Below are 14820 nucleotides of genomic sequence, written 5' to 3' on the forward strand. Positions count from 1 at the left end.
CGCGTCACGCTATCGCAAACGTGCATAAAACCAATGCGAGAGCAGCGCCGCTCGTCGCTGTTTCGCCCGATTTTGCTTAAACAGTTGAAAGCGTAGATAAAAATTCAAAATAAACGCTTGACGCATTGTCGTTCTACGCGAATAATGCGCGCCACTTGGCTACATAGCTCAGTTGGTTAGAGCATAGCATTCATAATGCTGGGGTCCGGGGTTCAAGTCCCTGTGTAGCCACCAAGTACTAAAAACGGCTTACCGAAAGGTAAGCCGTTTTTTTATGCCTGGAGAAAAGTGCTGGGGCATACTCGCAGCGGTCCACTCCCCACGACGCTGACTTGAGTCCCACAGGAAACCCGATTCATGAGCCTTGATGTGTTCGCCGTCATCATGCTGGGCGCTTTACTTCACGCCACCTGGAACGCGGTGGTCAAGGGTGGCGGCGACAAGCTGCTGACCACCTGCATGATCACTTCCATCGCATCACTGATCGCTCTGACGGCCCTTCCGCTTCTGCCACTGCCGGCACGGGAAAGCTGGCCGTTCATTGGCGCCTCGGTGATCCTGCAAGTCGCGTACTTCGTCCTGGTCGCCGCGACCTACCGCATTGCCGACATGAGCCAGACCTACCCGATCATGCGAGGCACCGCGCCCTTGCTGGTGGCCATCATCAGTGTATTCCTGCTGGCGGAATCACTGTCAGTGCCGGCTTGGGTCGGCATCGCGATCATTTCCTCCGGCATCTTGAGCATGGCCGTCGCCCCTTCGGCCGGGCATGGCAAAGGGTTGATGCTGGCGCTGGTCAACGCCGGTGTAATTGCCGGCTACACCCTCATCGACGGCTTGGGCGTGCGCAAGTCCGGAGCGCCGGCGGCGTACACACTGTGGATCTTCCTGCTGACCGGCATCCCCCTCGCCGCCTGGGCCCTGGCCGCCAGGCGAACGGCGTTCTGCGAATATTGCGTGCGCCACTGGCGCCAAGGCGTGGTCGGCGGCCTGGGCACCGTGGCGTCCTATGGCCTGGCACTCTGGGCGATGACAGCGGCCCCCATCGCCACCGTCTCAGCCCTTCGGGAAACATCCATCCTGTTTGGCGTAGTGATCTCGGCCCTGGTGCTCAAGGAACACCTGACGCGGGTGCGCGTGATTGCGGCCTGCATCATCGCCGCCGGGGCGATGGTGTTGCGACTGGGCTGAGCCTGCGCACCTGCGCCCGAAAAAAGACCCCATCTGTACGGCGACGCTCCGGAGTACCGCTGTTAGTGTCCAACCTCCCCCTACACGGAGTGCCCCCGATGAAACTGGACATCTACCAAGTCGACGCTTTCAGCAGCCACGCTTTCGGCGGCAACCCGGCAGCCGTCTGCCCGCTCACCGAGTGGCTGCCCAACGAACAACTGCACAACATCGCCGCCGAGAACAATCTCTCGGAAACCGCCTTCTTTGTGCCTCGCGGTGACGTCTACGAACTGCGCTGGTTCACCCCGGAAGTGGAAGTGGACCTGTGCGGCCACGCCACGCTCGCCGCCGCCTGGGTGCTGATCCACAAGCTGGCCGATGCGCCCGAGGTGCTGCGCTTTGCCACCCGCAGCGGCGAACTTCGGGTCACGCGCAATGGCGACGAACTGGCCATGGATTTCCCGGCCAAGCAGCACCAACCGTGTGAACCACCCGCCGGCCTGTTGAGCGCACTGGGGATTGAGAACGCCGACGTCTTCGCCACCGATGACTACATCGTGCTGCTCGACGATGAAGCACAGGTCGCCGCGTTGACGCCGGACTTCGCCCGCCTCAAGGGCTTGCCCAAGCGCGGGATCGCCGTGACCGCCAAAAGCACGCGATTCGATTTCATTTCCCGCTGGTTCGGCCCGAACGTGGGTGTCAATGAAGACCCGGTGACGGGCTCGGCCCACACCTCCCTCGCGCCATTCTGGGCCGAGCGCCTGGGCAAGCAGCAACTCACGGCTGAACAAGGCGGCCGGCGCCGTGGTCAACTGCGTTGCGCGCTCCAGGGCGACCGCGTGATTATCTCGGGCCATGCCGTGCTCTTCCTGCAAGGCACGATTTACCTGTAAAAGGCAGTACCCCAAGGACAACAGATCATTCTCAAAATGAACGGAGTTCAGCGCGTGTTTTCGATTTCTCGCCGGCAGTTGTCGGTCATTGCAGCCGCCCTCACCCTGGTAGCCTGCCATACCCCTGTCAACGAACAGCCACCGGCACCGGAACTGGGTTCGGGCTATCGCACCGACCTCACCACCCGCCATGCCGAGCGCCACATGGCCGCCGCCGCCAACCCGCTGGCGGCCGAAGCCGGGCGTGAAATGCTGCGCCAGGGCGGCTCGGCGATTGACGCCGCCATCGCGATGCAGGCGGTGTTGACCCTGGTGGAGCCACAGTCGTCCGGTATCGGTGGTGGCGCGTTCATCATGCTGTGGGACGGGAAAGCCGTGCACGCCTACGACGGCCGCGAAACCGCACCCGCCGGCGCAACGGAACGTTTGTTCCTGAAGGCGGACGGCACGCCCATGGCGTTTCCCGACGCACAGATCGGCGGGCGTTCAGTGGGCACCCCCGGCGTACTGCGCGCGCTGGAAATGGCGCACCAGAAAACCGGGCACCTGCAATGGGCCAAACTGTTTGAGCCGGCGATTCGTTTGTCGGAACAGGGCTTTGCCATTTCGCCGCGCTTGCACGCGCTGATCGCCGCTGACCGCTACATTCCCCAGTCGCCAGAGATGGCGGCGTATTTTCTGAACGCCGATGGCACACCCAAGGCCACCGGTACGCTGCTGAAAAACCCGGCGCTGGCCGCCGTGTTCAGGCGCATTGCCGAAGAAGGACCGGACGCGCTGTACCACGGGCCGATTGCCGATGAGATCGCGCGCAAGGTCCAGGGCCATCGCAACGCGGGCAGCCTGTCCCAGGCGGACCTCAAGGGCTACACCGCCAAGGAACGCACGCCGCTGTGCACCGATTACAAACAGTGGAAGGTCTGCGGCATGCCGCCTCCGTCCTCCGGCGGGATCGCAGTCGCGCAAATCCTGGGCACCCTGCAGGCACTGGAAGCCCGCGACCCGCGCCTGGCCATCGCGCCGATGACGCCCGTCAAGAGCCCATCACCTGCCGGCCTTGAACCGACGCCTGAGGCCGTTCACCTGCTGGCCGAGGCCGGTCGCCTGGCGTTTGCCGACCGGGGCTTGTACGTGGCCGATGCTGACTTCGTGCCCGTGCCGGTCGCCGGACTCGTCGCACCGGGCTACCTGGCCCAGCGCGCCAGCCTGATCGGCGAACGCAGCATGGGTATCGCCAAGCCGGGCACACCTGCCGGCATCCAGGTGGCCTATGCACCCGACCGCTCGCCGCTGCGCATCTCCACCTCGCAAGTGGTGGCCGTGGATGACGAGGGCGGCGCCGTGTCGATGACCACCACAGTGGAAGCAGCGTTCGGCTCCCATGTGATGGTCCAGGGCTTTTTGCTCAACAACCAGATGACCGACTTTTCCTTCATCCCGCAAGAAAACGGCCAGCCGGTGGCCAACCGAGTCGAACCCGGCAAGCGCCCGCGTTCAGCCATGGCGCCGACGCTGGTGTTCGACCGCAAGAGTGGCGAGCTGCTGGCCACGGTGGGCTCACCCGGTGGTTCGCAGATCATCGAATACGTCAGCAAATCCCTGGTGGCGATGCTTGACTGGAAGCTCGACCCGCAAGCCGCCATCAGCCTGCCCAACTTCGGCAGTCGCAATGGGGCGACCGAGCTGGAACAAGGCCTGTTCAGTCCCGCACTGAAACAGACGCTCAAGGACAAGGGGCACGCGTTGAGCGAGATCGACATGACCAGTGGCATTCAGGCCATCGTTCGCACCCGTGATGCCCAGGGCAAGGCAACGCTGAGCGGCGGTGCCGACCCTCGGCGTGAAGGCGAAGCGGTCGGCGACTGACGGGTTAATCAACGGAGAACGTAACGTGCAGCACGCTACTAATCTCGGCGCCATCCCGGGTGTCGATCACGGTTTTTGTACGATCAATGACCCGCTGCGCCCGGAGGATGTGTTCATCTGCAAACAGATGCACAGTGCCTCGGTGATCGAGTGGCAGGCGGGCCTGGAGGCCAACACGGTGGAAGCCGACGGCGTGTTTACCCGCGAGCATCCTGCCATCGCGGTGATCACGGCCGACTGCCTGCCGATCCTGATCGCCTCGAACAACGGAGAAAGGGTTGCGGCGGTGCATGGCGGCTGGAAGGGCCTGCGGGCCGGGATCATCGCCAATGCCGTACAGCGTTTTGTCGCCGAGGGGATTGCCGCTGGCCAGTTGCAGGTGGCCATTGGGCCTTCGATCAAACCGTGTTGCTATGAGGTGAGCGAAGGGTTCATTGCACAGTTACAGGCGAACCAAGGGCATTTGTGGCAGGACCGGAAGGCGCCATGGTGCGTTGAGCAGCCGACACCATTACTGTCACCCGAAATCACTCCACCGTCGGCGCAACAGACGGGCAGTGCCTGGTTTGATTTGAGTGGGTATGGGTTGATCCTGCTGCAGGCAGCCGGGGTTTCCCGTGCGCAAATTGACGTGAGCGAGGTGTGTACCTACTGCACATCACCGGCATTCGCCAGCTACCGCCGAAGGACCCATCACCCGCAAGAGGCAAAGACATTGCTGTATTCGTGGATCGCTCGGACGGGCCGATGAAAGAGGGCTTACGGGCAACTGAGACAGGTCCTACTCATACCACCCGTACTCACGCGCCCTGTCATTTTTTGCGATGAAACGCCTCTTGAATACCTCCATCGCGCCTGCGACTTTCTAGCCCGCCCTTACTTGCCAGAGGCTACGTCATAGACGTAGAATTTCGCGTGCTAACGATCATCGAATCCCCGCTGTTCAGCAGACTATGGCCTGATTACTGGACAGAGGAGGAAAGAGGAATGTTCATGGCTTTTCTAGCCAATCATCCAGAGGCCGGAAAAGTCGTGCCAGGCTCCGGTGGTTGCCGAAAAGTACGCTGGAGCTTGGATGGCCGAGGCAAGAGCGGATCTGTGCGGGTGATCTATACCACACAGTTGGCATGCGGGGCCCTGGTGGTACTACTGATTTATGGCAAAGGCGCAGCCGAGACTATTCCAGCGCACATCCTGTACAGAATCGCGAAGGAAATGAACCATGCCACTCACTGAAAAACAACTTAAGGAACGAGACGCCAAACGCAATATCGGCGAAGAATTACTGGCGGCCGTTCAGGATGTCAAAGCAGGACATTTCGGTGCTGCACACAAGGTTGAGATCACACAAGCTGCAGAAGCGAGAAGCAAAACAGGGCTGTCGCAACCCAAGTTTGCCGAGCTTCTAGGGGTCTCGGTCAGAACGCTTCAAGAATGGGAACAAGGGCGCCGCTCTCCCTCTGGAGCGGCGCGCTCACTGCTGCACATTGCGGCCAGCAGGCCGGATATTTTTCGAGAAGTCCTCGGTAACCCCTGACGACATATCGGGACTTCGGAAAACTCAGCGGCTAATCTTCAGGCCCTTGCGCCCCGCATGTCGCTCCAGCGCCAGCTCGATCAACCGGCTGACCAACTCGCTGTAGCTCATCCCCGCTGCCTGCCACAGCTTGGGGTACATGCTGATGCGGGTGAAGCCGGGCAACGAGTTGATTTCGTTGATCAACACTTCACCGTCTTCGGTGAGGAACACGTCCACCCGCGCCAGGCCGGAACAGCCCAGCACTTCAAATGCCTCAATGGCGAGGCGACGGATTCGCTCACTGGCTTGCTGGCTGATGTCCGCCGGCACCACCACCTGGGCGGCCTGGGCGTCGATGTATTTACTGTCGTAGGAATAGAAACCGCTGCTCACCACGATCTCGCCGCAGCCACTGGCGATGGGGTTGTCGTTGCCCAGTACGGCGCATTCGATTTCACGGCCCTGCACGGCCGACTCCACCAGCACTTTTTCATCAAAGCCCAACGCCAGTTCAACGGCAGCGAGGTATTCGGTTTCGGTGCCGACTTTGCTCACGCCTACCGACGAACCCTGGTTGGCGGGTTTGACGAACATCGGCAAACCGAGCGTATCCACCGCCCTGTCAAAGGACGTGCGCGCCGCGTTGCCACGGGTCAGGGTGATGAACGGCGTGACGGCAATACCCGCATCGCGCAGCAGGCGCTTGCTGATGTCCTTGTCCATGCACACTGCCGAGCCCAGCACATCGGAGCCCACGAATGGCAGGTCGGCCATGCGCAGCAAACCTTGCAGGCAACCGTCTTCGCCCAGAGTGCCGTGGACGATCGGGAAGATCACGTCGATATGTTCGAGCAAGCCGTTGCCGGTGGTTTCCACCACCTGCTGGCTGGGCTTGCCGGGCACCACCGCCAATTCACGGTTGGACTGGTTGAGGGCGATCAAGGCCGGGTTTTCCTGGTTGATCAGGAAGTTCGAGGTGTCGTTGAGGTGCCAGTGGCCGGCCTTGTCGATACCGATCAGCACCGGCTCGAAACGTGTGCGGTCGAGGGCGTCGACAATGTTGCGCGCCGATTGCAGCGAGACTTCGTGCTCGGCCGAACGGCCACCAAAAATAATACCTACCCGCACCTTGCTCATGACCCGGCCTCACTGTTGAAAGTAAGGCTTCTTACCATGGCAGGTCAGCGGCTCGCTACCAGGTGTGCGCCGAACAACACGTAACAGCCACCGGCGAAGCGGTCGAGCCACTTGCGCGAACGGCTGTAGAGGCTGGCCATGCGCTCGCTGGAAAACACCAACGCCACGGCGCAGTACCAACTGAACGACAGGGTGGCCATGACGGTCACCGCCAGAGTCAACAACATCGGCGACGGCGAGGGCGGCATGGTCGATGCAAAAATTGTCGCGACAAACAACGCCGACTTGGGGTTGGACACGTTGCCGAGCAGCCCCAGGCGCCAGGCTGAAAACATCGAGCGCCGAGGCTCAACCGGCTGCTGGTCCGGGCCGGCGGCAGGCGCCGAGCGTTTGAAAAGCTTGAGTCCCAGGTAGATCAGGTAACAGCCGCCGACAATCTTGAAGGCCAGGTACAGCATGGGCGCGGCGGTGAACAGCGACTTGATCCCCAAGCCCCCTGCCAGCCCCCACAGGATCGTTCCAGAAGCCACGCCAGCCGAAGCCGCCACACCATGGCGACGCGAACCGTTGGCGGCCAGTTGGGCAATATTGAAAAAGTTCGGCCCGGGGGTGACGACGGCAACGATCCAGAGCAAGCCCAGTGAAACCAGTGGGGCCAGGTAGGCAAGCTTGAAAAAATCCATGGGGCAGCTCCGTCAACGCAACACATAAGCGGTGATCATAGGCCCCGCCCCCACCCTGCACAATCGTACAAGACCCCGGCAGACAAGGAATGCAGACTGGGTTAACGTGTTTCCACCTCTATTTTGTGACAAGCCACCATGGGCACTCCCACTCGCACCCTCGACTGGCTGCACCGCGCGCCGCATGCCAGCGGCCTGGACCGCATCGAGGCGTACTTTGCCGGCTTCGCCTTCGACCCGCATCGCCATGACACCTACGCCATTGGGCGAACCTTGTCCGGCGTGCAGAGCTTTCACTACCGTGGTGACATGATCCACAGCGTGCCGGGCACCACCATGGTGCTTCACCCGGATGAAACCCACGACGGCCACGCCGGCAGCGAGGACGGTTTCAAGTACCGGATGATTTACGTCGAGCCGTCGCTGATCCAGCAGATCCTCGGCGGAAAGCCGTTGCCGTTCATCCCCAATGGCTTGTCCACCGACCCGAGGCTGTTTCGCGCCAGCGAAGTGCTGCTGCAAAACCTGGACAGCCCCATCGACCCCTTGCAGGAACAGGACGCCCTGTTTGACCTGGCCCATGCACTGAGCAATGTCTCGGGAGGGATCGTCAGCCGCAAGAGTTTCGACTACGTGGCTGCCGAACGCGCCCGGGAATTTATCCACAGCGCCCTGGGCCGCAGCATCACCCTGGAAGAAATGGCCGACCACGCCGGCCGCGACCGCTGGGCCTTGTCGCGGGATTTTCGCCTGCTGTTCGGCACCAGCCCCTACCGTTACCTGACGATGCGTCGCCTGGACCTGGTGCGCAGCCTGTTGGCCCAAGGCCAATCGTTGGTGGATGCGGCGATGACGGCCGGCTTTACCGACCAGAGCCACATGACCCGGCAATTTCGCAGCACCTACGGCATGCCGCCGTCGCGCTGGGTAAAGATGCTCGGACGCTGAAACACGCCCTCGTAGGCGCCGGCTTGCCGGCGATGAGGCCCGCGAAATGAGCGCTTGTCTCAAAGCTGCTATCGCCGGCAAGCCGGCTCCTACAATTGCGCTATCGGGATGGGTTTGGGACTGCGGGTCTGGAGCCTCAACGCCAACACCGCTCCCGTCAGGGCAATCGCCGCACTCCACCACAACGCGTGCTCGATCCCACCGGCATTGGCCACCGACACCAGCACCGCCAGCCCCAGCGCGCCGCCGATCTGCTGACTGGTAGACGCCATCCCCGCCGCCACGCCCTGCTCTCCCGGGCGAATGCCCAAACCGGCTGCCACCCACATCGCCGTCCATGTCATGCCTTGGCCAATGCTCAGGATAAAAATCCCTGGCAGCAGCGACCAGAACCCTACCCCCGTCGGCAACGCCCAGCACACCCAGGCGATGCCCACCGCGCCAGCCAGCTGCCCGCTCACCAGTGTGTTACGCAACCCCAGCGTTGCCAGCGAACGCTCCGCCAGCCAGATCCCGAACGTGCACACCAAGGTGGCTGGCAAGAACGCCAAGCCCGCCTGCAACACGCTGTAGCCATAGACCTGCTGGTAGTACAGCGCCAGGAAGTAGTACTGCACGCCAAAACTGCTCATGAACACCGCCGTCAGCACCATCGCCATGCGCAGTTCGCGATAGGCGAGCAAACGCAGCGGCATCAACGGGTCGTGCCCACGATGTTCGATCCAGGCGAACAGCCCCAGCAGCGCTACCGCCAAGGCCATGCAGCCCAGCGTCGACGGCGACGTCCAGCCCCACTCCGGGCCTTGCACCAGAGAGAACACCAACAAGGTGCCACCGAGCGTGACCGTCAGCGCGCCGCTGATATCGAAGTTGCGCCCAGGGGCGCGCTCGCCATCTGCCGGGATCCAATAACGCGCCGCCCATGCGCAACCACCCGCCAACGGCACGTTCACCAGAAACACCGCCTCCCAGCCCCACACCTGAGTGAGCACGCCACCCAACAACGCACCCAACGCCAAGCCGGCCGCCGATGCCGCGCTCCACACCGCGAACGCACGGTTACGCACAGGCCCTTCGGCATAGTGCGTGTTGATCAACGCCAAGGTCGCCGGAAACAGCAACGCCCCGCCGACGCCCTGCACCGCCCGCGCCAGCACCAGCAACATCGCGCTGCCGCCGAGCACCGCTGCCAGGGATGACAGCGCGTACAACGACTGCCCAACACGGTACAGCCGGCGCTTGCCCAGCAAGTCGGTAGCCCTGCCACCCAGCAGCAGAAACCCGCCAAACGCGACGGTGTAGGCACTCACCACCCACTGCAATTGTTGAGAAGAAAAGCCCAAGTGCGTGCCGATCTGCGGCAAGGCGACAAACACGATGGTGGCGTCGAGGGCGATGATCAGTTGCGCAGTGGCCAACAGCATCAGCATCCAGCCAGAGGGTTTAGAGGGCGACATCACAGCGTCCTGCCAGTTAATTAAGTGCGGCCAGTGTCTTTTATGCACCTCAGATGATAAATAGCGCTTTCACTCTTTCAGTAATGACTTAAATCATGGATCTGAATGCTGTTCGCCTATTAATCCGCGTGGCCGAAACCCGCAGCTTCACGCGCGCGGCGGGTGACCTGGGGTTGACCCAGTCGGGTTTGTCCCGCGCCATTTCACGCCTGGAAAGCGAGCTGGGCGTGCGCTTGCTGCAACGCAACACCCGCAGCGTCAGCCTCACCCCCGACGGGCAACTGCTCTACGAGCGAAGCGCACCGCTATTGGCAGAACTGGCGGAAGCCGAGAAGCTGTTGCTCGACCGGCGCAGCAACCCGTCCGGCCTGTTGAAGATCAGCACGCCATCGTTGTTCGGGCGCAAGGTGGTGATGCCGGTGATCGGCGAGTTGACCTTGCGTTACCCCGAACTGCGCATCGAAGCGGTGATGACCGACCGCCTGGTCGACATCGTTGACGAAGGCTTCGACGCACTGTTGCGCACCGGCGAAATCCAGGACCAGCGCCTGATCGCCCGCACCCTGGCGCCGCTGCGTTGGATCACCGTCGCAGCCCCGTCCTACCTGGCGCGTTTTGGCACGCCGCACAGTGTTGGCGACCTGAAAGACCATCACTGCCTCACCGTGCGTAATTTACGCAGCGGGCGCATGGTGGACTGGCAGTTCATGCTGGAGAACAAGGTGCAGGACGTGAGCGTCGAAGGGCGTTTGATCTTTGATCTTGGTGACGCGCTGGTGGACGCTGCCGTAGGCGGTTTCGGTATCGCCCAAGTCATGGATTTCGCGGTGCGCGATGACCTGGACGCCGGCCGCCTGGTGCCCGTACTGGAAGACGTTGCCGGACGTAGCCGGGCCATATCACTGGTTTATCCGCCGTCGCGGCAATACTCGCCGAAGCTGATGGCATTTGCCGACGCCCTCAGCCAGGCACGCTGGTAACCCTGTAGGAGCCGGCTTGCCGGCGATGACGTCACTGGAGGGCACCTGATACACCGAGGTACCTGCATCGCCGGCAAGCCGGCTCCTACAAAATGGGGTTAGGCTAGGGTTTTGCCGGTGATGGGCTCACCGATGCTCAGGAAATTTCCGCCTGCGATGTGGTGCAAGGTGCGTAACGGGTCCTGCCCTTCGAAATGCCAATGCCCCTCGCTGAACACGCGCTCGTCGGCATAGGCCGCGACCACTTCGCCCAGGAACAAGTCATAGGTCTGCTGGTTGTGGGGTTCAGGCAGCAGGCGGCATTCCAGCCAGGCCACGCAGCCTTCCAACAATGGGGCTTCAATGTGTTCCCCCTGGAAGGTCTGCAAGCCGTAGGCGGCGAACTTGTCGAGCTCGGCCCCGTTGGTATTGCCGACCGTCTGCACCAGGTCGGCCTGGGCCACGCACGGCACTTGCAGCACAAAGGTGCCGGCGCCTTCGAGCAATTGGCGGGTCCAGGTGGACTTGTCCAGCACCACCGCGACTTTGGGCGGCTCGAAATCCAGCGGCATGGCCCAGGCGGCGGCCATGATATTGCGCCGGCCCTCGTGCGCAGCGCTCACCAGCACGGTCGGCCCGTGGTTGAGCAAGCGGTAGGCCTTGGACAGCGGAACGGGGCGACGGTGGGTAGGGCTCATGGACGGTCGGCTCTTCAAGCAGGAAAGAAACCTACGATACCTGAGCCCTACGCTCAGCTCGACAGCTGATTGGCGAATTGCCCCACGGCGCTGACCACCTTTTGCGCACCGTCCTGGATCTCCACGATCACCGTGCCCGCTTCGGCCGCCAGGGCCAGACCCTGCTCGGCTTGCAAGCGGCCATCGGTCATCAGGGCCACGGCATCGCGGGCCATGTCCTGGTTCTGGCGCACCACACCGACAATCTCCTCGGTGGCTTTGCTGGTGCGCGAGGCCAACTGGCGAACCTCATCGGCCACCACCGCAAAACCGCGCCCCTGTTCACCGGCGCGGGCCGCTTCGATGGCCGCGTTGAGCGCCAGCAGGTTGGTCTGCTCGGCGATGCCGCTGATGGTCTTGACGATGGTGCCGATCACCTGGGATTGGTCGTTGAGCGCCTCGATCCCTTCGCCCGCCTGTTGCATATGCTTGGCCAGGTCACGCATCACATCCACCGCCTGGGTCACCACGGTGGTGCCGCGCTGGGCGCTGTTGTCGGTTTGCAACGAGGTGCTGTAGGCGATATTGGCGGCCTCGGCAACCGCTTGTTCCCGGTTGACCTGGTCGGTGATCACCGTGGCGAACTTGACCACTTTGTACAACCGATCAGTCGCATCCATCACCGGGTTGTAGGTGGCTTCCAACCATACCGTGTGGCCACGGCTGTCGACACGCTTGAAACGCGCCGCCACGAACTCACCGGCGTTCAGGCGTTTCCAGAAGTTCTGGTACTCAACGCTGTTGGACTCTTCCGGATCGCAGAACATGCGGTGATGTTTGCCCTGGATCTGCGCCAGGCTGTAACCCATTCCGCCCAGGAAGCGATCATTGGCAGTCAGCACGTGACCACCCAGGTCGAACTCGATGACGGCGGTAGAGCGCACCAGCGCGGTGATCAGGTTTTCATGCTCGCGCGACGCCTCGATGGTGCGGGTCAGGTCGCTGGAGTAGATCGAGAAGTGCTTGATGCGCCCATCCGAGCTGCGCACCGGCTGTACGATCGAGCGTAACCAGGCTTCCTGGCCGTTGCCACGCATCAGGCGCACGGTGCCGGCGAAGTGTTCACCGCGCACCAGGGCATTCTTGAAGCGCTTCTGGAATTCGTCCTGGCGCACGTGCGCCGGCACGAGGTCTTCGATGGGGCGCCCCACAATGCTGCCGGACGGGTAAGCCAGCTCCTGCAGGAAATTGGCATTGGCCCACTCAACACGGCCATCGGCATCCAGCGTCAGGCACAGCATTTCGCTTTCCAGGCTCTCCTTGACCTGTTGCAAGCTGGACAACTCTTCGCGAAGAGCCGACAGCTCCTGCTTCAAACGGGTGTTGAACATGGGGCACCGATGGGTCTAATAGGGAGAAGGATCTGACCTGCATCGGCGCTGCCGGCGTTTTCTGAAGCGCTTTTTTTGCTGTATTCCACTGATTTTTTGGATCCATTAACCGCCGTTGTTTCGGCATACCCCCATCACTTGATATTCAAGGGTATTGAGCTTGCCGCTGGAGTCTTCGTAGGTCATGCGCGACGGCACTGGATTGCACGAACGGATCGGCGGCGTGACGTTGACCACCTTGGCAATGTCCAGTTTCATGCCGTAGCGATACGCCTGCACCTCGGGCGCAGGCTTGCCGACCCGGTTGGCATAGTCGGCCATCGCTTTTTCATTGCGCTCCATCATAAACGCAAAGGTGCGGTCCCCACCGCCCTCGGCCATTGCGCCAAATGACAACACTGCAGCCAGTACACCCAGGCCAAGTTTATAAAAGTTCATTGCTGGTTCCTCGTCTGAAAGTTCAGTGCCGAGCGTAACCAGCGAACCCTGACGCGATGTTCACCAGAACATTACTTATTTGTTAGATGGACGTTAGTTTCCAGAATTGTAATGTTCGCGCCACTTCGCCGTTATCTGCAGTTTGCAACTATCAGCCCGGGCCAGATCAATAAAAACGCCCACCTCAATAAGAAGCTGAACACTGCCACTACCGAGGAGCGAAACATGAGCACTGTGTATTACACCCTTCCCTTTTCATTGATTGCCGCACTGCCCCTGGCCGCCGTGGCTGTGGAAGGCAAGCCAGAAGGCTTTATCGAAGGCAGCAGCCTGAATGTGCTGGCGCGCAATTTTTACTTCAACCGCGATGACCGCAAGGGCCAGTCCAGCCCTACCGGCAATGGCTATTCCGAAGCCTGGGCGCAGGGGTTGATCGGCAAGTTCGAGTCCGGTTTTACCCAAGGCACCGTGGGGTTTGGCCTGGACGCATTTGCCATGTACGGCCTCAAACTCGATTCGGGTACCGGCCGCAGCGGCGGCAAGGGCTCGTTCGGCGTGTTACCGGTGGACAGCGAAGACCATCCGGAAACCGGCTACAGCAAGGTCGGCGGCGCCGCGAAACTGCGCGTGCTCGACACCGTGATCAAGGCTGGCGACGTGTTCCCAGTTACGCCGGTGGTGGCCTACGGCGACTCGCGCCTATTGCCCGAAAGCTTTCGTGGCGTGACCGCGCAAAACACCAGCATCGAAGGCTTGAGCCTGCAAGGCGGGCGTTTGAGCGGCATGAGCCAGCCCAATGAAAGTGGCATGAACAACGGCTTTGCAACGTTCTACGCAGGCAAGGTCGACTCGCCCTGGATCGGCTATTTCGGCGGCGATTACACGGTGAACAAGCACCTCAGCCTGAGCCTTTACAGCAGCCGTCTCAAGGACGCCTGGGATCAGTACTACCTGGGCAGCGCCGCCAACTACCCCCTGAACGAAGACATCTCGCTGTTCGGCGACATCAACTATTACAAGGCCGTGGATGAGGGCAAGAAGCGGCTGGGCGAGTTCGACAACAGCATCTGGAGCGCCAGGGTCGGGGTGAAGGTCGGTGCCCACAGCGTGGCCGTGTCGCACCAGCGCAACAACGGCGATGACGACTTCGATTACCTGCGCCAGTCCGACTCGATCTTCCTCAACAACTCGATCCAGTACAGCGACTTCAACTCGCCCAAGGAACGTTCGTGGATGGTGCGCTATGACCTGGACATGCAGGCATTCGGCATTCCCGGCCTGTCGTTCATGACCCGCTACGGCAAGGGCACCGGCGCCGACTACAGCAACGCCAACGCCGTGTACATGCGCCGCGACGGGGCGGGCAACCCGTTGACCGATCAACGTCGTTGGGAACGTGATATCGAAGCCAGGTACGTGGTGCAAAGTGGCAACTTGAAAGACTTGTCGCTGCGTTTGCGCCAGGCCACGGTGCGTTCCAGTGCATTCGAGTCAGACCTGGAAGAAGTGCGCGTGATTGCCGAATACCCCATGACTATTCTCTGAGTCATTACATTCGTTCGCGCTTGACTAACATCTGTTCACAAATAGCCAGTTATCAAAACTGTAATATTGGCCTCACCTTCTCGTTAAGTTGAACTTCGTAGACTGGCGTCAAGTTGCAACACCGAGCACAT

General features: G+C 61.5%; 14 protein-coding genes, 1 tRNA gene and 1 pseudogene. 9 read left to right on the top strand and 7 right to left on the bottom strand.

Annotated elements, in window-relative coordinates; translation table 11 throughout:
- Positions 1–157: 157 nt before the first annotated feature.
- From HX792_RS06115 to HX792_RS06140, 6 genes are all read left to right on the top strand, one after another.
- A tRNA-Met gene (locus HX792_RS06115) sits at positions 158–234 on the top strand.
- A gap of 123 nt (positions 235–357) precedes the next feature.
- Positions 358–1191 (top strand): EamA family transporter, encoded by an 834-nt coding sequence (locus HX792_RS06120; protein WP_176995217.1) that lies wholly within the window; start codon positions 358–360, stop codon positions 1189–1191.
- A gap of 98 nt (positions 1192–1289) precedes the next feature.
- Positions 1290–2069: a PhzF family phenazine biosynthesis protein gene (locus tag HX792_RS06125; protein ID WP_176995218.1), complete on the top strand. Its 780-nt coding sequence runs from the start codon at positions 1290–1292 to the stop codon at positions 2067–2069.
- A 36-nt stretch (positions 2070–2105) separates the two neighbouring features.
- The gene (gene ggt / locus HX792_RS06130; RefSeq protein WP_176995219.1) at positions 2106–3935 is read left to right on the top strand and encodes a gamma-glutamyltransferase; all 1830 of its coding nucleotides are present in this window, start codon (positions 2106–2108) and stop codon (positions 3933–3935) included.
- Between the two features lie 25 nt (positions 3936–3960).
- Complete coding sequence (locus HX792_RS06135; RefSeq protein WP_176995261.1) at positions 3961–4686, top strand: polyphenol oxidase family protein; 726 nt, start codon at positions 3961–3963, stop codon at positions 4684–4686.
- Positions 4687–5157: 471 nt separating this feature from the next.
- Positions 5158–5472 (top strand): DNA-binding transcriptional regulator, encoded by a 315-nt coding sequence (locus HX792_RS06140; RefSeq protein WP_176995220.1) that lies wholly within the window; start codon positions 5158–5160, stop codon positions 5470–5472.
- Between the two features lie 24 nt (positions 5473–5496).
- Here the strand turns inward: HX792_RS06140 and ddlA are convergent, their stop codons facing one another.
- Both ddlA and HX792_RS06150 read right to left on the bottom strand, forming a co-directional pair.
- On the bottom strand, positions 5497–6591 hold the full coding sequence (gene ddlA / locus HX792_RS06145; protein WP_176995221.1) for a D-alanine--D-alanine ligase: 1095 nt from the start codon (positions 6589–6591) through the stop codon (positions 5497–5499).
- A 44-nt stretch (positions 6592–6635) separates the two neighbouring features.
- Complete coding sequence (locus tag HX792_RS06150; protein ID WP_176995222.1) at positions 6636–7274, bottom strand: LysE family translocator; 639 nt, start codon at positions 7272–7274, stop codon at positions 6636–6638.
- Between the two features lie 138 nt (positions 7275–7412).
- Between HX792_RS06150 and HX792_RS06155 the strand changes: the two genes are divergently transcribed.
- Positions 7413–8222, top strand: coding sequence for an AraC family transcriptional regulator (locus HX792_RS06155; protein ID WP_176995223.1), 810 nt, complete (start codon positions 7413–7415; stop codon positions 8220–8222).
- A gap of 89 nt (positions 8223–8311) precedes the next feature.
- On the opposite strand, the gene HX792_RS06160 is transcribed toward HX792_RS06155, so the two are convergent.
- A complete protein-coding gene (locus HX792_RS06160) occupies positions 8312–9652 on the bottom strand; it encodes an MFS transporter (RefSeq protein ID WP_176995262.1) in 1341 nt (446 codons plus the stop codon).
- 122 nt (positions 9653–9774) lie between these two features.
- On the opposite strand from HX792_RS06160, the gene HX792_RS06165 reads away from it, so the two are divergent.
- Entirely contained in the window at positions 9775–10659 is an 885-nt protein-coding gene (locus tag HX792_RS06165; RefSeq protein WP_176995224.1) for a LysR family transcriptional regulator, read from the top strand.
- A 98-nt stretch (positions 10660–10757) separates the two neighbouring features.
- Here HX792_RS06165 and HX792_RS06170 read toward each other — a convergent pair whose 3' ends face one another.
- The 4 genes and pseudogenes from HX792_RS06170 to HX792_RS06180 all read right to left on the bottom strand — a co-directional run bounded on the left by HX792_RS06170 (position 10758) and on the right by HX792_RS06180 (position 13144).
- Positions 10758–11336: a flavin reductase family protein gene (locus HX792_RS06170; protein WP_176995225.1), complete on the bottom strand. Its 579-nt coding sequence runs from the start codon at positions 11334–11336 to the stop codon at positions 10758–10760.
- A 53-nt stretch (positions 11337–11389) separates the two neighbouring features.
- A complete protein-coding gene (locus HX792_RS30560) occupies positions 11390–11821 on the bottom strand; it encodes a methyl-accepting chemotaxis protein (protein ID WP_371319329.1) in 432 nt (143 codons plus the stop codon).
- 108 nt (positions 11822–11929) lie between these two features.
- Positions 11930–12706: pseudogene (locus HX792_RS30565) on the bottom strand (PAS domain-containing protein); the annotation flags it as partial.
- Positions 12707–12811: 105 nt separating this feature from the next.
- Positions 12812–13144: a DUF2790 domain-containing protein gene (locus tag HX792_RS06180; RefSeq protein WP_176995227.1), complete on the bottom strand. Its 333-nt coding sequence runs from the start codon at positions 13142–13144 to the stop codon at positions 12812–12814.
- Positions 13145–13369: 225 nt separating this feature from the next.
- Here HX792_RS06180 and HX792_RS06185 point away from each other — a divergent pair, with 225 nt between their 5' ends.
- On the top strand, positions 13370–14689 hold the full coding sequence (locus HX792_RS06185) for an OprD family porin (RefSeq protein WP_176995228.1): 1320 nt from the start codon (positions 13370–13372) through the stop codon (positions 14687–14689).
- The last annotated feature ends 131 nt before the right edge of the window (positions 14690–14820 follow it).

Source organism: Pseudomonas sp. B6002 (genome assembly GCF_013385985.1).
In the GTDB taxonomy this organism is placed as follows: Bacteria; Pseudomonadota; Gammaproteobacteria; order Pseudomonadales; family Pseudomonadaceae; genus Aquipseudomonas.